At 47.3% G+C, this 20,010-nt stretch carries 18 protein-coding genes and 1 tRNA gene; 14 read left to right on the forward strand and 5 right to left on the reverse strand.

The window, feature by feature from the left end:
- Positions 1-214 precede the first annotated feature (214 nt).
- The gene (locus LEPBO_RS42750) at positions 215-385 is read left to right on the forward strand and encodes a hypothetical protein (protein ID WP_154660817.1); all 171 of its coding nucleotides are present in this window, start codon (positions 215-217) and stop codon (positions 383-385) included.
- Between the two features lie 2 nt (positions 386-387).
- Here the strand turns inward: LEPBO_RS42750 and LEPBO_RS0101315 are convergent, their stop codons facing one another.
- Positions 388-1,287, reverse strand: a complete 900-nt coding sequence (locus tag LEPBO_RS0101315; RefSeq protein WP_017285721.1) for a class II fructose-bisphosphate aldolase — start codon at positions 1,285-1,287, stop codon at positions 388-390.
- Positions 1,288-1,360: 73 nt separating this feature from the next.
- Between LEPBO_RS0101315 and LEPBO_RS0101320 the strand changes: the two genes are divergently transcribed.
- Together LEPBO_RS0101320 and LEPBO_RS0101325 are read left to right on the forward strand one after the other, a co-directional pair.
- Complete coding sequence (locus LEPBO_RS0101320) at positions 1,361-2,083, forward strand: DUF1995 family protein (protein WP_017285722.1); 723 nt, start codon at positions 1,361-1,363, stop codon at positions 2,081-2,083.
- Between the two features lie 143 nt (positions 2,084-2,226).
- Entirely contained in the window at positions 2,227-2,979 is a 753-nt protein-coding gene (locus LEPBO_RS0101325) for a metallophosphoesterase family protein (protein ID WP_017285723.1), read from the forward strand.
- 157 nt (positions 2,980-3,136) lie between these two features.
- Here the strand turns inward: LEPBO_RS0101325 and LEPBO_RS0101330 are convergent, their stop codons facing one another.
- On the reverse strand, positions 3,137-3,967 hold the full coding sequence (locus LEPBO_RS0101330; protein WP_036044316.1) for a M48 family metallopeptidase: 831 nt from the start codon (positions 3,965-3,967) through the stop codon (positions 3,137-3,139).
- Between the two features lie 179 nt (positions 3,968-4,146).
- On the opposite strand from LEPBO_RS0101330, the gene LEPBO_RS0101335 reads away from it, so the two are divergent.
- The 4 genes from LEPBO_RS0101335 (at position 4,147) to LEPBO_RS0101350 (ending at position 7,269) form a co-directional block, all read left to right on the forward strand.
- Positions 4,147-4,665: a DUF4330 domain-containing protein gene (locus LEPBO_RS0101335; protein ID WP_017285725.1), complete on the forward strand. Its 519-nt coding sequence runs from the start codon at positions 4,147-4,149 to the stop codon at positions 4,663-4,665.
- Positions 4,666-4,739: 74 nt separating this feature from the next.
- Complete coding sequence (locus LEPBO_RS0101340) at positions 4,740-6,362, forward strand: B12-binding domain-containing radical SAM protein (protein WP_017285726.1); 1,623 nt, start codon at positions 4,740-4,742, stop codon at positions 6,360-6,362.
- Between the two features lie 125 nt (positions 6,363-6,487).
- Complete coding sequence (locus LEPBO_RS0101345; protein ID WP_026148338.1) at positions 6,488-7,036, forward strand: Uma2 family endonuclease; 549 nt, start codon at positions 6,488-6,490, stop codon at positions 7,034-7,036.
- 162 nt (positions 7,037-7,198) lie between these two features.
- Positions 7,199-7,269, forward strand: a tRNA-Gly gene (locus tag LEPBO_RS0101350).
- Between the two features lie 75 nt (positions 7,270-7,344).
- On the opposite strand, the gene LEPBO_RS0101355 is transcribed toward LEPBO_RS0101350, so the two are convergent.
- Positions 7,345-8,100, reverse strand: a complete 756-nt coding sequence (locus tag LEPBO_RS0101355; protein WP_017285728.1) for a 2-phosphosulfolactate phosphatase family protein — start codon at positions 8,098-8,100, stop codon at positions 7,345-7,347.
- A gap of 608 nt (positions 8,101-8,708) precedes the next feature.
- Here LEPBO_RS0101355 and LEPBO_RS35775 point away from each other — a divergent pair.
- From LEPBO_RS35775 to carB, 5 genes are all read left to right on the forward strand, one after another.
- Entirely contained in the window at positions 8,709-9,482 is a 774-nt protein-coding gene (locus LEPBO_RS35775) for a tetratricopeptide repeat protein (RefSeq protein ID WP_017285729.1), read from the forward strand.
- Positions 9,483-9,486: 4 nt separating this feature from the next.
- Positions 9,487-9,747: a hypothetical protein gene (locus LEPBO_RS0101365; protein WP_017285730.1), complete on the forward strand. Its 261-nt coding sequence runs from the start codon at positions 9,487-9,489 to the stop codon at positions 9,745-9,747.
- Between the two features lie 132 nt (positions 9,748-9,879).
- Positions 9,880-10,953, forward strand: a complete 1,074-nt coding sequence (locus LEPBO_RS0101370) for a M4 family metallopeptidase (protein WP_051077751.1) — start codon at positions 9,880-9,882, stop codon at positions 10,951-10,953.
- A gap of 15 nt (positions 10,954-10,968) precedes the next feature.
- A complete protein-coding gene (locus LEPBO_RS0101375) occupies positions 10,969-11,259 on the forward strand; it encodes a protealysin inhibitor emfourin (protein ID WP_017285732.1) in 291 nt (96 codons plus the stop codon).
- A gap of 87 nt (positions 11,260-11,346) precedes the next feature.
- Positions 11,347-14,583, forward strand: a complete 3,237-nt coding sequence (gene carB / locus LEPBO_RS0101380) for a carbamoyl-phosphate synthase large subunit (RefSeq protein WP_017285733.1) — start codon at positions 11,347-11,349, stop codon at positions 14,581-14,583.
- A 191-nt stretch (positions 14,584-14,774) separates the two neighbouring features.
- Here carB and LEPBO_RS42755 read toward each other — a convergent pair whose 3' ends face one another.
- Positions 14,775-14,930: a hypothetical protein gene (locus LEPBO_RS42755; protein ID WP_154660818.1), complete on the reverse strand. Its 156-nt coding sequence runs from the start codon at positions 14,928-14,930 to the stop codon at positions 14,775-14,777.
- A gap of 326 nt (positions 14,931-15,256) precedes the next feature.
- Between LEPBO_RS42755 and LEPBO_RS0101390 the strand changes: the two genes are divergently transcribed.
- On the forward strand, positions 15,257-16,213 hold the full coding sequence (locus tag LEPBO_RS0101390) for an RNA polymerase sigma factor, RpoD/SigA family (RefSeq protein ID WP_017285734.1): 957 nt from the start codon (positions 15,257-15,259) through the stop codon (positions 16,211-16,213).
- Positions 16,214-16,311: 98 nt separating this feature from the next.
- On the opposite strand, the gene LEPBO_RS0101395 is transcribed toward LEPBO_RS0101390, so the two are convergent.
- Positions 16,312-17,778 (reverse strand): proton extrusion protein PcxA, encoded by a 1,467-nt coding sequence (locus tag LEPBO_RS0101395; protein WP_017285735.1) that lies wholly within the window; start codon positions 17,776-17,778, stop codon positions 16,312-16,314.
- Between the two features lie 165 nt (positions 17,779-17,943).
- Here LEPBO_RS0101395 and LEPBO_RS0101400 point away from each other — a divergent pair, with 165 nt between their 5' ends.
- Positions 17,944-20,004 carry a hypothetical protein gene (locus LEPBO_RS0101400; protein WP_017285736.1) on the forward strand — a complete coding sequence of 687 codons (2,061 nt, stop codon included), beginning with the start codon at positions 17,944-17,946 and terminating at the stop codon, positions 20,002-20,004.
- The last annotated feature ends 6 nt before the right edge of the window (positions 20,005-20,010 follow it).

Genomic DNA, 20,010 nt, shown 5'->3' on the forward strand with positions numbered 1-20,010 from the left:
AGTTGTAACTGCTCAAGAGAGTGGGGAGTAGGGGGTAGGGAGTAGGGAACTACCAAAAGAACTACTCCCCACTCCCCACCTGATTTAGGACTACCACATTAGCTCCAAATGTTGATCGAAGCTGATAATTTGTCCTTTTTTAGCGAATTTTCACGATCGAGATCGCACGGTACACTTACAGGCAAAACCTGTAAGTTGTTTACGCAGCAAGCTTATGATGCATCATCGTTTTGATCGGCGGATGCTGATCCGGCTATTCGCGCTCCTCTCAATCACGGGAACCATTGCCGCTCTTTTGCCTCTACCAAATTTTGACTCGCAAGCGAGATCGGTCGATTCGATGACTCCATTGCGTCAATCTTTGTCCGGTCTGTACGGCAATTAATATTAATTTCTGTGGGCTGCTGCTGCCAAAACCGTAGCATAGGGAGTCTCGTGGAGATGAGCTTTACCGACAGAGCCAAATAATTCTAGTTTCTCAAGAATCACATCTTGCATAGCTGCGATCGCTTCCCCGGTCACTTCTAGTAAGTCCTTCTCCTGCTGCCCACAAATCTCATCTTTGAGTGCCTGCATATACGCCTGCCGGACTTCGGTATTGACATTAAACTTACACACCCCAAGCTGAATCGAGCGCGCGATCATCTCGGCAGGCAACCCAGATGCACCATGCAAAACGAGAGGAATGTCGAGTAACATCCGAATCTGTTCTAAGCGCGGAAAATCTAAACGGGGAGGACTTTTATATTCCCCGTGAACATTCCCGATCGTCACTGCCAAAGCATCGACATTCGTCGCTTTGACAAATTCGACGGCTTGCTGAGGATCCGTCATTTTTGCTTCTTTTTCAGCGATTGTTAATCCGTCTTCTGTGCCGCTGATTCGTCCAATCTCCGCTTCGACGATCGCATGATAAGAATGCGCCAATCGCGTCATATTGCGCGTAAATTCTAGATTTTGCTCATAGGGAAGCGGCGAGCCATCCGCCATAATTGAGCGCACACCATCTTGCAAAACCCGATCGATATCTTTCACGGAAGTACTGTGATCGAGATGTACTGAAATGGGCACAGTTGCAGCTTCTGCGGCTTCTAAGCACAGAGCAACCAGAGGAGAACTGCCATATTTCAAAGCGCTTGGATGCAATTGCAGCATGGCAGGACTACGACTGATCTCGGCGGCATTGATCACTGCTTTTACGCCTTCGAGATTGTAAACATTGAACGCTCCGATCGCAAAAATATTTCGGCGAGCCGTTTCCAAGAGTTCCCGTGTCGAAGTCAGCATCCGTTGCGGCTCCCGATAGAATTAAGACTAGACCGAATTGTACGATAAGACTTTGCAGTTTAAAAAAATCGTTATGCCTGAATTGCCAGATACCTTAGAAGATGCGATCGCGCAAGCCCAAATCGCGACCCAAGCGGCTCTAGAAGCGGGTTATACCCGGTTACAAGTCGAACTCGTGTTTCCAGAGTTGAAACCAATGCCGATCGCAGAGCAATTCATTACGATGTTTCGCGATCGCGGTGCAGGGCTGAAACTCTTTTTCACAGACTCCGGGATTGCTGCACTCGCAAAACGAGATTGGGGCGACTTACCCCACCAAATCCGCAGCTTAGATGTTGCAGGCTCCCGGCAGACGACCCCCGTTACAGAACAAGTTGATCCCGAAGACGAACTTTACGTCTTTGTTTCTCCGAGTGCCGTGGAAGTTCCCCCAGTCGAGCAAATTTGCAATGCCGCCGGAGAACGCCCAGTGATTCTGCTCAATCCAAGATTAGAAGACGTCGCAACAATCGGCATTGGCTATGCAGGACGGCAACTGAGACAGCGATTTTTAGACACGATCGAGCCTTGTTATTATTTGCGTCCGCTGGATGATCAATCCGCAATTTTTCGCTGCTATCCGTCCCCTTGGCAAGTCTGGTATGCGCCTGATGGAACTTATGAACTGATTGCCGAGGAGCGCGATCGCCCTGACTCTGAGAAACTCGATGAAATTTTTGCCAAAGCATTAGGTCAATCGGCAAAACCAAGTTTATTCGCCGGATTGCAACAATTCATCAAGGCGTTAGGAAGATAAAGTTCCCATAGAAAATCCGCGTTTCAGTCAAATTTCAGTCAACTTTAGAAGTGGACAGGGCATAATTGTGGCATACGCTCAGATCCGTATGCTCAGTTTCTGCTGTGTAATTTCTAGTCTTACTGTTTCCTAAGGACGATCGCATGAGTCAGCAACCCACCCGTCGAATCGTGATCGGTGATGTTCATGGTCACTACGATGGCTTGATGAATTTGCTGGATACCATCGCGCCGGAAGCGTCGGATCAGGTCTATTTTCTAGGGGATTTAATCGATCGAGGTCCGCAAAGTTATCAAGTCATTGAGTTTGTTAAAAACAGTCCTTACCAATCTTTACTTGGAAATCACGAGCATTTACTCCTCGAAGCGTTTCCCAATGGGCAAGTGTATGCACCTGCTTTGCAGGCTTGGCTTCAAAGTGGCGGACGAGCAACAGTTGCAAGTTATACCGATATGGACGTGCTTGTCGAGCATGTGCAGTGGATTCGCACATTACCGACTTATTTAGATTTGGGGGATGTCTGGCTAGTTCATGCTGGAGTCCATCCTGAAATGCCGCTCGAACAGCAAGGATATGCTGAATTCTGTTGGATTCGCGATGAGTTTCATCGCTCGACTCAACCTTATTTCTCAGACAAGGTGATTATTACTGGACATACGATCACTTTTACTTTTCAAGGCGTTGTACCGGGAGCGATCGCTCGGGGGCAAGGATGGCTTGGCATTGACACAGGCGCATATCATCCTAAAAGCGGCTGGCTGACTGCCTTAGATATCGATAATGCGATCGTGCATCAGGCAAATATGTATACCAATCAGGTGCGGACACTGGGGCTTGATGAGGTCACAACCGCGATCGAACCTAAGCCTAGAGGGCGGCAGGTCTTAAAACGGTAATCGTTAAGCGGATTTGTTTTGCAAAGTTGGGAATGGGAGCGTGGGGATAGAGAAATAGGAGGAGTAGCAACCCTATTTCAGATCTTCCTCCTCTCTCTATCCCCTTATCAGATTGACTGTATAACGGCTACTCTCGCGTTTTCAGACTTTCAAACTTCTATCGAAGCCGCGCCCGATAACTTGCGGGATCAAGTCCTGCCGTTCCCGAACCGGGATTTTGGCGAATCAGTTGTTGCATTCGAGTGATGCGATCAGACGTGGCTGGATGATTTGCCAAGAACGTTGGAGGCGAAGCAGAATTCAACAGCTTGCGCATAAAGGTGACTGCTTCAGATTGAGCATATCCTGCCCGTCCCATCATGCGAACTCCTCGCGCATCCGCATCGTACTCATCGCGGCGACTATTCGGCAAGCGCAGCGCGACTTGTACCCCTAGATTTGCGATCGTACTACGATCGAGTCCCCCTGCTGCCAATAACCCTCGCTGCACTGCTGTTTGGCGCATTTGGTTGAGCGCATGTTTTCCAGCAATATGTCCGATTTCGTGTCCAATGACGCTGGCGACTTGAGCTTCATTATCCGCTGCATCCAACAAACCGCGATGCACATAGACAAAACCGCCCATCGTTGCAAATGCGTTAATACTCTTTTGATCGACGACTTGGAACGTATAGGGAATATTCGGTCGATCGCTATTGGCTGCGAGTCTTTGACCAATTTCATTGACATAAGCGGTGAGTTTCGGATCATTAACCAGTCGGACTTCTTGAGTCGTTAACTGATTATTAATTTGCCGACCATAATCGACTTCTTGACTATCCGACAATCGAGACAGTTGATTCGCTTGGATGATTTGAATCCCACCTCGAAGCAGATCAGTCCAAGAAATAGCTTGTGCGAGCATGGGCTGACCGAAACAGATGCCAGCCGCGATCGCGATCGATAAAACGGGATATAGCCAACGGCGACGCAGTATTTTTGTAATCATAGGAGAGCGTGAAAAATGCGTGAGGCGCTAAACAGTAGGACGCAACGCGACTCGATTTAGTTGCATCGTTTAGGCAAATTTTCGACAAATTTGCTGATACGGCTGAGTCGAGTCATGCTAATCTTGACAGGCGTTGCATGGCAAACACACAACGTACACGACATCTAGACATCTTAACTATGGCTATTGTGGATTCTCAAGGTCGATTATTCGGGAAAATCAGCATCCTAGATGTGGGTGCAGCACTAGTAATTTTACTGGTGGTGGTTGGAATCTTTGTCTATCCCGGACCAACAGGGGCAGGAGCACAAGGCGCAAGACAGCCTGTAGAAGTCGATGTTGTGGTACGTGGACTGAGCGCGTCAAATCCTAAAAGCTTTATTAAAGTTGGCGATACGACGAACATTCTGGTGCGAAAGCAGCCGTCTGGCAGTGTCAAGCTCAAAGAACTGAGATTTTTGCCTCGGACAGTGGCAACGCCTCAGCCTGATGGAACGTTGAAGGTATTTCCCGATCCGCGTCCAGAATTGGCATTAACGAATGACATGCTGATGACGTTGACGAATGAAGTCCCAATCGTAGACGGCACTCCTGTATTAGGAGGTGAAAAGGTCAAGGTTGGAACGACGATCGAGCTAGATGGTCCGACCTATACCTTTGGTACGACTGTTGTTGCCATCCGCATCAATAAATCCTAGACCCGATATTCAAAGACTGGGTGCTAGGCTGAAGTCAGTAATCATTCTAATTTTCTTCGCGTAGCTCCTAGCCTGTGACTTCTCCTTTCTCATCCGAACGCCTTTTATTCACGCCTGCAACTCCTCAAGCAGACGCAATTCCGCTTATTTTTGCTTTTCCTAACGAATACAGTGTTGACATTACCTCACTCGGATATCAAGTTGTTTGGGCAACCCTTGCAGCGCGATCGGATCTCGATGTTGCGCGTCTGTTTACGGATATTCATGAGCCTTTGCCTGCAAATCCGGAATTGCTTGGATTCTCAATGTCCTGGGAATTAGATTATGTAAATATTCTGGGCGTTTTGGAATCATTGGAGATTCCGATCTGGAGCCGAGAGCGGAGTCATTCTCATCCGATCGTATTCGGAGGCGGCCCCGTGCTGACGGCGAACCCCGAACCTTATGCAGAATTTTTTGATGTCTTTTTGCTAGGCGATGGAGAAATTCTTCTCGATGCATTTGTCCATGCTTATCAAGAAGTCAGACATGCCGATCGAGACACGCAGTTAAAGCACTTGGCAAGGGTTCCAGGCATCTATGTGCCGAGTATGTACCAAGTGACCTATCAGAGTCCTGATGGTGCGATCGCATCAATTACCCCGATCGATGCCACAATTCCGGCGCAAGTTCAGAAGCAGACTTATCGAGGCAATACTCTTTCTGCGTCGAGTGTTGTGACTGAGAAAGCCGCTTGGGAAAATATTTTCATGGTGGAAGTAGTGCGCAGTTGTCCAGAAATGTGCCGCTTCTGTTTAGCCAGTTATTTAACCTTGCCGTTTCGAGTTGCAGATGTTGAGGATTCATTGATTCCCGCGATCGAGCAAGGGCTAACAGTTACAAATCGCCTAGGGTTACTCGGCGCATCTGTGACTCAGCATCCCGAATTTGAAAGCTTATTAGATCATCTGAATCAACATCGATTTGATGATGTGAGAATCAGTCTGTCTTCTGTTCGCACCAATACGGTGACAGAAAAGCTAACACGAACGTTAGTAAAACATGATGCGAAATCGATCACGATCGCAGTCGAAAGTGGGAGCGATCGCGTTCGGAAAATTGTCAATAAAAAACTCGAAACCGATGAGATTGTCCAAGCGGCTGTGAATGCGAAAGCAGGCGGGCTAAATTCGCTGAAACTCTACGGAATGGTAGGAATTCCAGGAGAAGAATCTGCGGATGTGGAACAGACAGTCGCAATGATGCGATCGCTGAAAAAAGCTGCGCCTGGATTGCGATTAACCTTGGGATGCAGTACGTTCGTGCCCAAGTCTCATACTCCATTTCAGTGGTTTGGCGTGAATCCGCAAGCTGAGAAACGCTTGCAAAGTTTGCAGAAACAATTGCGATCGAATGGCATTGATTTTCGACCTGAAAGCTATAACTGGTCTGTGATTCAGGCGCTATTGTCGCGCGGCGATCGTCGATTGTCGAAGCTTTTAGAATTGACGCGCCATTACGGGGATAGCTTGGGCAGCTATCGGCGAGCGTTTAAGGAATTGAAAGGGCAATTGCCGGATTTGAATGATTATGTCTTCGATCGTTGGACAGTCGATCGGGTTCTGCCTTGGAGCCATTTACAAGGAGCATTACCGCAAAGCACCTTAGAAAAGCATATGGCATCAAGCTTTCCTGAGCCTTTAGCGGTTGGGCATTGAGCCATTTCGCAATTAGGCAAAGAGACTGAAAAGAAAGTTGATGAAAGAGACTATCGAATCCAAGCTTTGCGAGTGTGTCAAAATTTTAGGTAACTGAGTTCATCGTCTCTCTGATAAAGAACCTTATGATAGTTCTCCCCCACTTGAAATGGACGATCGAGGAATACCACAGGTTAATCGAGCAAGGATTCCTAGCCGATAAAAAGGTTGAGCTTTTACGTGGAGAGATTATCGAGATGGCTCCAGAAAGCCCTGATCATGCGGATTCTAACAGCGAGGCACATGCATATCTCCTCCTACTTTTGGGCGATCGGGCGAAAGTCAGAAATGCCAAGCCGATCACCTTACCCAATGGAAGTGAGCCTGAGCCAGATATTTCAGTCTGTGAGCGTCGAGAATATAGATCTCACCATCCTTATCCTGAAAACATCTTCTGGCTAATCGAATACTCAGACTCCACGTTAAAGAAAGATTTAGAGATCAAGTCAAAGATTTATGCTGAAGCAGGAATTCAGGAGTACTGGATTGTCAGTATTCAAACCCACGAGTTGATCGTCATGAGAGATCCTGAAGGTGGAGAATATGAAACTGAATTCCGAGTAAAAAGCGGCACTCTCAATCCTTTGGCATTTCCAGAGTTCGAGATCGATGTGCTGAGAATCATCAATCCTTGAGTTTAGAGTTCGCGATCGTTCTTCTTAATCGATTCAAATCTTAAGAATTTTTGAAAACAAGGAATTGAGTCTGATATCAGTCCTTAATTGCAATCGATTCAATTTTTCCAATTCTTGTAAGATTGAGATAGTGCTGATTTTGCTATGATTTAGAAATTCAGCGCGGGTATAGTTTAGTGGCAAAACGAGACCTTCCCAAGGTTTAGTTGCGAGTTCGATTCTCGCTACCCGCTTCCAAAAAAAAAGCCTCCAGCGCGACAAACCGGAGGTTAGCAGAATTTTTAATCTTTTCTAATCTTCATGAGATACTACGCAGCATGAGCGACCACGGCATGTTTGACCAATGTGCCAATCTCACGCTGAATCGGCAGAACATTGAGCGTATCCAACGAAGCGCAATATTTCAGATCTTCGAGGCAATCCAATCGGAGCAACCGCTTGCCGTGGCTGGCATGGTACATCAAACCGAGCAGATTACTTTTCCACTGTTGATACAGCGAAATTGCACCAACCATTTCGTCATTGCCAATCAATTCTTCTAGAGAACAACCCAGTCGCTCAGCCACACTTTGGACGATCGCACCAGCACACACCGTATCTTCTAGCGCAAAAGACCCTTCCCATCCTGCACCGACAATCCAAACAGTTTCCGGCTGATGTTCAACCAAATAATCAACAACGGCTTTGCGGTTAATTAATGCTGCCGCCAGTACTGTTGGCGAAGCTTGAATCTTTTGCAGAGCACGAGTGCCATTCGTCGTACTGATGAACAGATGACGACCCGTCATTAATTCAGGAGTACAGTCAAGTGGAGAATTTCCTAAATCACAGCCCTCGACTTTACTGCCGCCCCGTTCTCCTGCCCGAAGCCGTTTTTCGGGCGGAAGGGCTTCACTTTGGTGCATGAGTTTGTCCATATCGCTGAAGACATGCACAGCATCCGCACCTGAGGATAGCGCCGTTGCGATCGTACTTGTGGCTCGAAGAACATCAATCGCGATCGCACAATCCGCAGCGTTTTGGGTTGGGGTCAGTTCGGGCGTGTGGAATACAGAGAATTTCATGATTGTAGAGAAATTAGGACTGCGATGAAAAAATCAAAAATTGAAGAGGGTCGCAGACTTCAGAATACTAAATGCTTGGAGAAAATGTGAAACATATCTTAGCGGTTCACTATAGAGTCAAGTCAATAGTAGTCCGAAGTCGTCATTGGCTGCACAGTATGAAGCAGCGCTGCGAGTTCGCATTCGGGTTGTAAAATCTCACATTCGGTTGATGTGGAGAGCACCGGATCTCTGCGAAATCCAAAACAACCTCAGTAGTCTTACTAAAACTCTGGATAGCTTGAGACAAAATAATACTGAGTGGGAACTTTAAGACTGTGCAAAGCTGGTGCGAAGATTCCGCAAAGTTACGGAAACCTTTAACCGCTATCCCTTCCTGTTGATGTCTAAAGTTCTGGTGTTTTTTTGACGGCTATGAAATGGCTCGTTTCAGAAATGGAATCGGACTCTCGTGTAGTGAGTTCTGACCCCTAAAATGCAGAAAATCTATGCTCTGCTGTTTGAGAACATCCAATCTCTGACCGTAGACGTATTCATTTGTGGCACTAGGGCAGAAAGAATTCAGTTAGCGAGTCGGTAACTTTAGTTCATAGACATGTGAGGATGGCATGAACGCTCGTACATCTCTAAATGGTAGTTCCCTAAATACTCAAAAGAACCGTGCAGTCATTTCTGGGCGTGCTGCGGCTCCGAGCCGTCGATCGTCCAATCCTACCCGGTTCAACGCTCAGCGTTCTTCGCGTCCAACGACTTGGCTTGACGCTTCTGCTCAAGATCGCCTACTTCGGCGGCGATCACTCTCAGAAGCTCGACAAGGCAATTATGTAGAAGCGATCGCGGGATTGACCATTTTGATCGATCGCAATCCTAAGAATGCGCTGGATTATAACAATCGAGGTTTAGTCCATTTTCAATGCGGTGATCAAGATGCCGCGCTCGAAGACTACAACAAAGCGATCCAACTCAATCCTCGACTCGCAGGGGCTTATAATAATCGCGCCAATTATTATGCGGCTCAAGGAGAATTAGAAGCCGCGATCGCAGATTATGACATGGCAGTCGATCTTGACCCTACCAATATTCGAGCTTGGTTAAATCAAGGCATTACCTTTCGGGATTTGGGATTATACGTAGACGCGATCGAAAATTTTGAACACGCTCTGCAAATCAAAGAATTAATGTCGATTAATCTCGACGACAATTCGATATTGGAAGCCCACATTTATGCAGCCCGAGGAAGAGCGCACCATTTAGTAGGCGATTGGAATTTCGCGATGGCTGATTATCGCCGGGCGCTGAATTTGATCCCAGAATCTGAGATTTCGGGTAATCGAGTGCGATCTCAGGTGAATAATTGGATCAAAGCACTCACAGATTCCTAAAAATATGGAAGACAACACAACAATTTCAGTCTGTATTGGCACATTCGACCCATCGGGAATCCCAATTACGATCACCCGGCATCTGAGCGACTGTGCCACAGTTGCATTTCAAGCCATCACACTGAATTTATTGCTCGCACAGACATTTAATCTTGACCCAGCTGAAACTGTTGAGATTCACCACGAAGGTGGATCTGGAATCCGCATCAATCGTACGCTAAAAGGATTTATCGGCTACGCCGGAACTTACTCAAACAACTCTTAAGCAAGTTACGATCGCGACTTTCTGAAGAAAATGTAGTTAGAGAAGCACTCTGTCTCAGAGCGATTTAAAGTGGATGAGCGCTACAGGCAAGTCAGATTCTTCACTTTGAAAGAGACTAGGAGCAATCTACATATGAGAAACCGTCGTCAATCTCGCTGCCGCCGTAGAGATCAGCATATTTGTCCAATCTGTTGCATCGTGCCGCCTCATATCACCGATCGCATCATTATCAATGGAACTGAGACTCAGCGCGATTGGGCATTACAAAATCTTCGGGTTTCAGAACAGTTTCGAGGACGGCGGGAAGTCATAGGTGCAGCCATCCAGCCTTTCCTTGTCGCTGCAAATGAAAAACGTCGAACAATTTATAACGCAGCAAATAGAACAAGGTTGCCTGGGAGAATCGTACGGGGAGAAACATCTCCAGCCGTATCCGATGTTGCAGTTAACGAGGCATTTGATGGGTCAGGAGCCGTCTATGACTTTTTCAAAGAGGTCTATGAGCGTGACTCGATCGATGACTATGGAATGCGCCTCAATTCGACAGTTCATTACGGGCAGCGCTACAATAACGCCTTCTGGAACGGTAGCCAGATGGTCTATGGCGATGGCGATGGGGAATTGTTTAATCGCTTTACGATTTCGCTGGATGTGATTGCTCATGAATTGACACACGGCATTACCCAAACTGAAGCAGGACTGGTTTATCAAGGACAGTCAGGGGCCTTGAATGAGTCTTTTTCGGATGTATTTGGCGTTTTAGTCAAGCAGAAAGTTTTGAATCAGACGGCAGATCAGGCTGATTGGCTGATTGGAGCCGGATTGCTGACTGCTAAAGTCAATGGCGAGGCATTGCGATCGATGAAAGCTCCCGGAACAGCTTATGACGATCGAGTGCTCGGCAAAGATCCCCAGCCTGCAGAGATGAAAAATCTCTACAAAGGAACAGCAGACAATGGCGGAGTGCATATCAATTCTGGAATTCCCAATCGCGCCTTCTACCTAGTAGCATCTGCCTTAGGCGGATATGCCTGGGAAAAAGCGGGCAAGATTTGGTACATTGCCTTGACCGAGCGGTTACGGACTTCATCGAATTTCCAAGACGCAGCGCGGGCAACCGCAACGATCGCATCTGAGTTATACGGCATAGATAGCCCAGAGCAACAAGCCGTTCAAAATGCTTGGAGAACCGTTGGAGTGATTTAAATTTCAGGGGGAAAGATGAAAGTCACGCTAGAGCAGAGTGGCGGGTTCGCGGGGTTAATGATCATGAAAACCATCGATACTCAGGATCTTTCCCCGTCTGAAGCGCAAGAACTAGAACAACTAGTCAAGGACGCAGATTTTTTTCAATTGAATTCCATGACGGATCGCGCTCCTCAGCCCGATCGGTTTGGATATCAGTTATCGATCGAAACTGATGAACGATCGCACACGATCCAAGTTAGTGAGACGAATATGCCTGCCCAATTGCGTCCATTAATGGCATGGGTACAAGAAAAAGCGCACTGATCCTTGGGATTAGATAAAGGCAGTACAGAAATCGAATCGAAAGCCTCTAGAATGGTTTGGATTTAGAAAGAAGAGCGTAAATTTACTATGCCCCGTCGCCAAGATCTGCACAAAATTTTGCTCATTGGTTCCGGTCCGATCGTCATCGGGCAAGCCTCCGAGTTTGATTACTCTGGGACTCAAGCCTGTAAAGCACTGCGAGACGAAGGATTTGAGGTGGTTCTAGTGAACTCAAATCCGGCGACAATTATGACCGATCCCGAAACCGCCGATCGCACTTATATTGAACCCCTGACTCCTGAGTTAGTCGAGCAAATCATTATTAAAGAACGCCCGGATGCACTATTGCCGACGATGGGCGGTCAGACTGCGCTCAATCTTGCCGTCTCGCTGGCAAAAAGCGGCGTGTTGGAGAAATATAACGTCGAATTGATCGGAGCAAAGTTACCTGCGATCGAGATGGCGGAAGATCGCAAATTGTTCAAAGAAGCAATGGAGCGGATCGGAGTCGGGGTCTGCCCATCCGGACTCGCAGAAACGCTCGAAGAAGCAAAAGTGATCGGGCATCAGATTGGATCATATCCCCTGATTATTCGTCCTGCGTTCACACTCGGCGGATCAGGCGGCGGCATCGCCTATAACCAGCAAGAATTCGAGGAAATTGCTCAGTCGGGGCTGGATGCAAGTCCGGTTTCGCAGATTCTCATCGAAAAATCGCTGCTCGGTTGGAAAGAGTATGAACTCGAAGTCATGCGCGATCTCGCCGACAACGTGGTGATTATTTGCTCGATCGAAAACTTAGATCCGATGGGGATTCATACCGGAGATTCGATCACCGTTGCCCCGGCTCAGACCTTGACTGATAAAGAATATCAACGGCTCCGAGATGCCTCGATCAAAATTATTCGCGAGATTGGAGTCGAAACAGGCGGATCAAACATTCAATTCGCAGTCAATCCGGTGACGGGTGAAGTCGTTGTGATTGAAATGAATCCGCGCGTTTCTCGTAGTTCGGCATTGGCTTCTAAAGCGACAGGATTTCCGATCGCAAAAATGGCAGCCAAACTCGCTGTCGGATATTCCCTGGATGAAATTCCGAATGACATTACCAAGAAAACCCCTGCGAGTTTTGAGCCGACGATCGATTATGTCGTCACCAAAATCCCCCGCTTTGCCTTTGAGAAATTCCCAGGATCTCAACCGTATTTGACGACGCAAATGAAGTCGGTGGGTGAGGCAATGGCAATGGGTCGAACCTTCCAAGAATCGTTCCAAAAAGCGTTGCGATCGCTCGAAACGGGTCGCGCAGGTTGGGGCTGTGATAAGCCGGAAAAACTGCCGAGCTTAGAACAAATTCGCGCCGGATTGAGAACGCCGAATCCCGATCGAATTTTCACCGTGCGTCATGCCATGCTGATGGGAATGCAGAACGATGAAATCTATGAATTGACGAACATTGATCCCTGGTTTCTCGATAAGTTGTCTGACTTGCTTGAAACTGAGAAAACCCTGAAGCGGTTGACGCTCAAAGAGTTGACGCAAGAGAAAATGCTTGCGATTAAGCAACAAGGGTTTAGCGATCGTCAAATTGCGTATGCGACAAAATCGACTGAAGACGAAGTTCGGGCTTACCGCAAATCCTTGAATGTGACTCCGGTTTACAAAACCGTCGATACTTGTGCAGCTGAATTTGAAGCCTTCACTCCCTACTACTACTCCACCTACGATGCAGAGAATGAGGTTGCCCCCTCAACTCGACGGAAAGTGATGATTTTAGGAGGCGGGCCGAACCGCATCGGACAAGGGATCGAGTTCGATTACTGCTGTTGTCATGCGTCTTTTGCGTTGCGAGAAGACGGGTTTGAAACCATTATGGTCAATTCCAACCCTGAAACCGTTTCGACCGACTACGACACCAGCGATCGCTTATATTTCGAGCCGCTGACCAAAGAAGATGTGTTGAACATCATCGAAATGGAACAGCCGGAAGGGGTGATTATTCAATTCGGAGGACAAACGCCTTTGAAATTAGCGGTTCCCCTCGCTGCATTCCTCAAACAAGGCACAGTTTCGACCAAAATTTGGGGAACGTCGCCGGACTCGATCGACACGGCTGAAGACCGCGAACGCTTTGAACAAATCCTGCGCGAGTTGAACATTCAACAACCTGCAAACGGGCTTGCACGGGATTATTCCGGTGCGAAGAAAGTCGCGCGTGAGATTGGTTATCCGGTCGTCGTGCGCCCAAGCTACGTCTTAGGTGGGCGAGCGATGGAGATCGTTTACTCGGACACTGAGTTAGAACGGTACATGACGTATGCAGTTCAAGTGGAGCCGGATCATCCGATTTTGGTTGATCGGTTTCTCGAAAATGCGATCGAAGTCGATGTGGATGCAATCACCGATCAGACCGGTCATGTCGTGATTGGGGGCATTATGGAACACATCGAACAAGCTGGAATTCACTCTGGGGACTCAGCCTGTTCGATCCCACCTGTCACTTTAAAACCAGCCGTTCTCGATCAGATTCGGACTTGGACAGTTCAACTTGCGAAAGCCTTGAAAGTGGTTGGCTTGATGAACATTCAGTTTGCGGTGCAAGGGGATCAAGTCTATATCATTGAAGCGAATCCGCGTGCCTCTCGAACGGTGCCGTTTGTGTCGAAAGCGATCGGGGTGCCACTGGCAAAAATGGCAGCGCGAATCATGTCCGGCAAAACCCTGGCTGATTTGAACTTTACGCAGGAAATCATTCCACAGCACATCTCAGTCAAAGAAGCCGTTCTCCCCTTCGAGAAATTCCCTGGAACCGATACAATTTTGGGTCCAGAAATGCGATCGACGGGCGAAGTTATGGGGATCGATTCTGATTTTGGGAAAGCCTATGCCAAAGCAGAACTCGCTGCCAGTCAGCGTTTGCCGCGTCAAGGCACCGTGTTTGTGTCGATGAACGATCGTGAAAAAACAGCAGTTGTTCCGGCAGTCAAAGAGTTAATGGAGCTTGGCTTTAAAGTCGTTGCAACTGCTGGAACTTGCAAAACGCTAAAAGAACATGGGCTAGATGTCGAACTCGTACTCAAACTGCATGAAGGCAGACCGCATGTGCTGGACTCTATCAAAAATGAGCAGATTCAGTTGATTATCAATACTCCGGCAGGACAAGAGGCGCATGAAGACGATCGCTTAATCCGACGAACAGCATTGACGTACAAGATTCCAATGATTACCACGATCGCAGGGGCAAAAGCGACGGCAGCGGCGATTCGATCAATGCAGGCTGAGGCTTTGACTGTAACGGCTTTGCAGGATTATTTACGTCGATGAGCGAGAACAGAGCGGGGAAGGGGGGAATAGAAAGCCATTAGGCTTGATACGATTTCCCAACCTCCCACTCTAATCTTCTGCCAAAAGATAGATGCCTATTCTAAGAGCGATCGCGTATGCCTATATAACGATTTGCGGCAAACCCGGATATAAATCTAACCGCGATCGCCCTTCATTTCTCAACTGTGCTCTTAATAATATTTAAAGGTTTCCTCAGTCAGATTGTCATATTCGATCGGGGGCAGAAACTTGGCTAAACTCCTCAATTCTGTTACAGATAAGACATTCGTAAAGTTCGTTTCTGATACCGTATTGGCTAAGGCGTGCTTCGCTGAGCCGATTGGCATCTAATCCTCCTTTAGCAAGATTTTTTTCTCAGTAACTTTACAAGACTTAACACAATAAGAGATAATCTTAATATAACCATTCACCTAGACAAATCTAATAAAGGTCAAAAGCGGCACACAGAGTTTACGAGTTTTCGCCATGTCTTTGACACATGGCTATGTAACCATTTCCTAGCGAGGCTGTTTTCAGCCTAAGCTTAGCGCACTTCATAGCAACCATTTTCTAGCCGTGTCCGCCTTCATTTAGATAGATTTCTGAATTTACGCGCGTTCGAGCGTCTGACATTTCACCCAATTGCCCACACCCATCGCTTTCTGATCTTGATATGAAAACCGCTCAGACTCCCACTGATTCCGTCCGTGCTTATCTCCGCGAAGTTGGTCGCGTCCCACTGCTGACCCATGAACAAGAAGTGCTCTATGGAAAACAGGTACAGCGATTGGCGATCGTCAATTCGGTCAAAAATGCCTTAATCGAGAAGTTAGGGACAAGCCCTGATGACTCGACTTGGGCACAGGCGGCTGAGGTTTCAGAAACCGAATTGCGACAGATTTTAGCGGAGGGAGAACTCGCAAAACGTCGCATGGTTGAGGCAAATTTGCGGTTAGTCGTCTCTGTGGCGAAGAAGTATACCAAGCGCAATGTCGAACTGATGGATTTAATCCAAGAAGGAACGATTGGGATGCAGCGAGGGGTCGAAAAATTCGATCCCACCAAAGGCTATCGATTCTCAACCTATGCGTACTGGTGGATTCGGCAGGCAATTACCCGAGCGATCGCAGAAAAGGGGCGAACGATTCGCTTACCGATTCATATTACCGAGAAGCTCAATAAGATTAAAAAAGCACAGCGTAGCCTGTCTCAACGCTTAGGTCGAGCAGCAACGCTAGGGGAACTCGCCACCGAATTAGAATTGCCGATCGCACAAATTCGCGATTATCTAGAACGCGCACGAGTACCCTTATCGCTCGATCTGCGAGTTGGGGATAATCAGGATACAGAATTAGGGGAACTGCTAGAAGATCCAGGCATGTCGCCCGAAGAATTTACAGCACAGACTTCGCTAAAGCTAGATTTAGATGCGTTGATGTCAGATTTGACTCCGCAGCAACGTGAAGTCTTAGCGTTACGTTTTGGCTTAGAAGATGGCAAGGCGTTGACCCTGGCGAAAATTGGCGATCGCTTAAATATTAGCCGAGAGCGAGTGCGTCAGATTGAGCGCGAAGCGTTGACGAAATTGAGGAAGCGGAAAGGGGATATGGGGGAGTATTTGGCGAGCTAGAAAAAGTGGGGAGTGGGGAGTGGGGAGTAGGAAAAGCCTTTCGAGTTTTCATTGAAGGTAAGAGCGTTTCTCCTCTACTCCCTACCCCTCTACTCCTTCTACTCATTCATCTCCCGATACGTCGCCACCGCAGACGGCGAGACACGATTCAAATACCGGAAAATCCAATACTTGAAAATCGTATCTAGAATCACTGGGAACGTTGCGATAAATAAGAAAATGAAATCGCGATTAGCAGGTAAGCCGAAATGTTTTGAAACGCTTTCAAGAATGATTTCCCACCCGTGGGGAGAGTGAAAGCCGACAAAGACATCGGTAAACAAAATGATGATAAATGCCTTAGCACTGTCACTGAGTCCGTAAACCGTCTCATCCATAAACGATTTGAGAATGTCGATCTCGCGTTTACCATTCAGCAAAATTAAGACAAATGCGATCGTGCCTGCGATATCAGCAATCCAATTTTTAATTGCATTCGCACTTTGAGTCGAAAAACTTGCTGCAATTTCAGTCGCTTTTTCTCGAACTCGCACCTCAACTTGTTCTGATCGCTCTTTGACTCTGGCTTCGCGTTCTTCAGCAGGCAAGGTTTCTCGTTCAAACGTCTCTCTGAGCAGATTTTCAAATTTCAGACGTTCCTCGAAGCCCTGCAATTCTCTCAGAGCTTCCTCTGCCATTTCGCCATTGAGAAAAATACGATCGGGGTTTTCAACTTTGAAATTCTGCGTAATCCACGCACCCGGAATCAGATAGTTCGATAATGCAATATTGCGAACCCCTTGCTGCACGAGCAACGGCACCAAAATCAAAATGAGAACGAATCGAACTGCTAATAAAGTTTTGACCTTTGAAACTCTGTAATTTTGTAGCACTTCGGCTTCGGATTTGGGATCGAGATCTCGCCTCAGCCGATTGAGCGTCGTGAGAATCGATCGAGGCAGTAACCCAGTTTTATCAGAAAGGCTTTCAAAATCTTCGGACTTTTCGGCTGCATTCGCTGGAACGTTTTGAGTATCCGCAACGGTAAGATTGGGGTCAGAATTCTTTTTGTCAGGTTTGGTTGTTTTATCGGGACTTCCATTCATTTCAACTGCAAGCATCGAAGCTGAAACTGCTTCTAACGTCAGTTGCTCCTCTGCATATCGCATCAACACTTCATCAATAAATCGCAGCTTTTCGAGCGTGATGGAGGGTTTATCCTGGACAGTCGGCACAAATCGATCAGTTCCTACCTCAGTAGTTTCGATCGTCCGTAATGTATCCGCCGTTTGATTGGGATTGGTAATCGCCAAGGCTGAACGACTGCGATGAAACTCGGTCAATCTCATCCGAATGTTTCGCAGATACTTCTGCAAATCTTTTTCAAAATAAGCGAGTGCATTCCCTCGAAGCTGAGTCGCACGAGGCGAAATTTTCTGTCCGCCGAAATGCTCATTCTCGATCGCTCTAATTTTAAGAGCCGCATCATAAGCCTGATCTAGCGCTCGATCTGGGGTTTCAAGATACCATTGTTCAGCACGCCGAACGTAGTTTCTCAATTGTGACAACAGCGAATTATTGTTCATAGCTCAAGACGTAGCAAGTGCAAGATCAAACATCAGTGGAGAAGCAGAGGCAAACTGCAATGATCGCTCTATTCTAAAACTGCTTTTTCAGAAGATCTAGAATACAAGAACATCTTTATCATTAAAGGTGAGCAACATCCTAGCAAATTGTGTTGAGGCGATTCCGTGCAAAAGCAAACAGTTCAATCTGTCTGGATTACAGGAGCCACTCGCAGCGGCAAAACAGATCGATTGGTGGCACAAGCTTGCGAATGGATGAAAATGAAGCGCTCTGGAATTTTAGTGCTGGCAGCGATCGGAGATAATCGTCTGGCATTGAGCGATCGCATTAGCGAAGCAACGCAAGGAAAATTTCCGTTTCGCGCGACAACGCCGCTCGGATTCTTTGAGGATGAAGTGACGCTTTTTTGGGCTTTGCTGGTGCAACACTTAGATCTGAAAGCTCAGTTTCCGCTGAGGTTGCGCCCTGAGAATGAACAGGAACTCGCGACCAAACTTTGGCGAGTGGAATTAGATCACGCAATCGCTGAAGCTGGCATTCCTGAAGCTAGATTAGTGCGGCGAGTTCTAGATTTGATGCAGCTTGCAGCCTTAAGTGGTTTGTCGATCGAGGAAATTCCAGCATTGCTCCATCAAGGCTTACTAAAAGTTGAAGGAAAAATTTCAGAATTAGCTTTGTCGCCAGAAACAATTGGAGAAATGATGCAGCGTTGGCGAGCCTGGTGCTTGCGGCGAGGATTGTTGACTTATAGCTTGATCACAGATTTGTACGGACGTTATTTAATCCATGATCCGGTATATCAGCAGCATTTGTTAGAGCGGTTTCAGGCGGTCGTCGCAGATGATCTCGATGAGTATCCGGCAATTGTGCGATCGCTGTTTGATTTTTTGCTCGATCGAAACATCCCTTGCGCGTTTAGCTTTAACCCGAATGGAGCGGTGCGATTAGGCTTGGGAGCCGATCCGGCTTACTTAGCACAGTTAAGCGATCGCTGTACAGTCGTGGAATTGAGCGATCGTACTCATCCTTGTTTGATCGATCAATTAGGAGAATCGATTTTAGATCTCGTTAGTGATCCGATCTTTTTTGCGAGCTTACCAGATTCGATTCAAACCCTTCAGACCACAACTCAGGCACAATTGATTCGCCACACCGCAGAAGTGATCATTAAAGGCGTGCAATCCGGGCAAGTCGAACCGCGCGAGATTGCTTTAATTGGGCCTGGGATTGATCCGATTTCTCGCTATGCGTTACGAGAAATTCTGACCCGCCAAAATATTCCAGTCGAGTTACTCAACGATCAGCGCCCTTTAGCCAGTAGCCCGATTGTGCGATCGCTGCTCACTTTACTGACGCTGATCTATCCAGGCCTAGGCAGAGCGACAAATCGAGATACGATCGCTGAAATGTTAGTCATTCTCAGTCAAAAAACTGAATTGACAACAACCTATGTGATTGATCCGGTTCGGGCTGGATTACTTGCTGATCATTGTTTCGAGCCACATCCAGACCAACCGCGTTTACTTGCTGCAAATACGTTTCCTCGCTGGGATCGTTTAGGGTATCAAGCCTCTGAAGCCTATGAGGGAATTGTGCGCTGGATTGAGTCACAGCGATCGCAGTTAGACCATCGTTTGATTGCTAGCCCGGTCGTCATGCTCGATCGAGCAATTCAGCGCTTCTTTTTTGGGGGAAGTCATCTGCCTTTTGATCAACTGGCTGGACTGCGAGAATTGATCGAGACGGCTCAGCATTATTGGGAAGTAGACGATCGATTGCGCCGGAGCGATCTCAGTGATGCACCTCAATCGCTGACGGTGCGAAATTTTATTCAACTACTCAGAAGTGGAGCAGTGACGGCAAATCCGTTTCCAGTCCGGTTGATTGAGCCGAATGCGGTGACATTGGCAACAGTGTTTCAATATCGTTCCACTCGGCGATCGCATCGGTGGCAGTTTTGGCTAGATGCAGGCTCGTCACGTTGGTTAAGTGGAGTCGATTCACTATTTGCGGCTCCGTTATTTTTGCAAGATTGGTCAGGGCGAGTCTGGGATGTAGAAGATACTCAGATGATGAATGAACAACGATTACGACGCATTTTACTCGATCTACTAGCCCGTGCTGAGGAGCGCTTATTCTTGTGCTACAGCGACCTTTCGACGAGCGGACAAGAACAAACCGGAGTGTTGACGACGCTTGTGAATGCAGCGATTCCTTTAAGTTAAGTTGTC

This window comes from Leptolyngbya boryana PCC 6306 (genome assembly GCF_000353285.1).
Lineage (GTDB): Bacteria > Cyanobacteriota > Cyanobacteriia > Leptolyngbyales > Leptolyngbyaceae > Leptolyngbya > Leptolyngbya boryana.

Bases quoted from the DNA above. Each gene is read 5' to 3' on its own strand.
- LEPBO_RS42755 (WP_154660818.1), bottom strand. From the start codon at position 14,930: ATGCCAATCGGCTCAGCGAAGCACGCCTTAGCCAATACGGTATCAGAA.
- LEPBO_RS0101395 (WP_017285735.1), bottom strand. From the start codon at position 17,778: ATGAACAATAATTCGCTGTTGTCACAATTGAGAAACTACGTTCGGCGT.
- LEPBO_RS0101365 (WP_017285730.1), top strand. From the start codon at position 9,487: ATGGAAGACAACACAACAATTTCAGTCTGTATTGGCACATTCGACCCA.
- LEPBO_RS0101330 (WP_036044316.1), bottom strand. From the start codon at position 3,967: ATGATTACAAAAATACTGCGTCGCCGTTGGCTATATCCCGTTTTATCG.
- LEPBO_RS0101390 (WP_017285734.1), top strand. From the start codon at position 15,257: ATGAAAACCGCTCAGACTCCCACTGATTCCGTCCGTGCTTATCTCCGC.
- LEPBO_RS0101335 (WP_017285725.1), top strand. From the start codon at position 4,147: ATGGCTATTGTGGATTCTCAAGGTCGATTATTCGGGAAAATCAGCATC.
- LEPBO_RS0101325 (WP_017285723.1), top strand. From the start codon at position 2,227: ATGAGTCAGCAACCCACCCGTCGAATCGTGATCGGTGATGTTCATGGT.
- LEPBO_RS0101345 (WP_026148338.1), top strand. From the start codon at position 6,488: ATGATAGTTCTCCCCCACTTGAAATGGACGATCGAGGAATACCACAGG.
- LEPBO_RS0101370 (WP_051077751.1), top strand. From the start codon at position 9,880: ATGAGAAACCGTCGTCAATCTCGCTGCCGCCGTAGAGATCAGCATATT.
- LEPBO_RS0101320 (WP_017285722.1), top strand. From the start codon at position 1,361: ATGCCTGAATTGCCAGATACCTTAGAAGATGCGATCGCGCAAGCCCAA.
- LEPBO_RS0101355 (WP_017285728.1), bottom strand. From the start codon at position 8,100: ATGAAATTCTCTGTATTCCACACGCCCGAACTGACCCCAACCCAAAAC.
- LEPBO_RS0101315 (WP_017285721.1), bottom strand. From the start codon at position 1,287: ATGCTGACTTCGACACGGGAACTCTTGGAAACGGCTCGCCGAAATATT.
- LEPBO_RS42750 (WP_154660817.1), top strand. From the start codon at position 215: ATGATGCATCATCGTTTTGATCGGCGGATGCTGATCCGGCTATTCGCG.
- LEPBO_RS35775 (WP_017285729.1), top strand. From the start codon at position 8,709: ATGAACGCTCGTACATCTCTAAATGGTAGTTCCCTAAATACTCAAAAG.
- carB (WP_017285733.1), top strand. From the start codon at position 11,347: ATGCCCCGTCGCCAAGATCTGCACAAAATTTTGCTCATTGGTTCCGGT.
- LEPBO_RS0101375 (WP_017285732.1), top strand. From the start codon at position 10,969: ATGAAAGTCACGCTAGAGCAGAGTGGCGGGTTCGCGGGGTTAATGATC.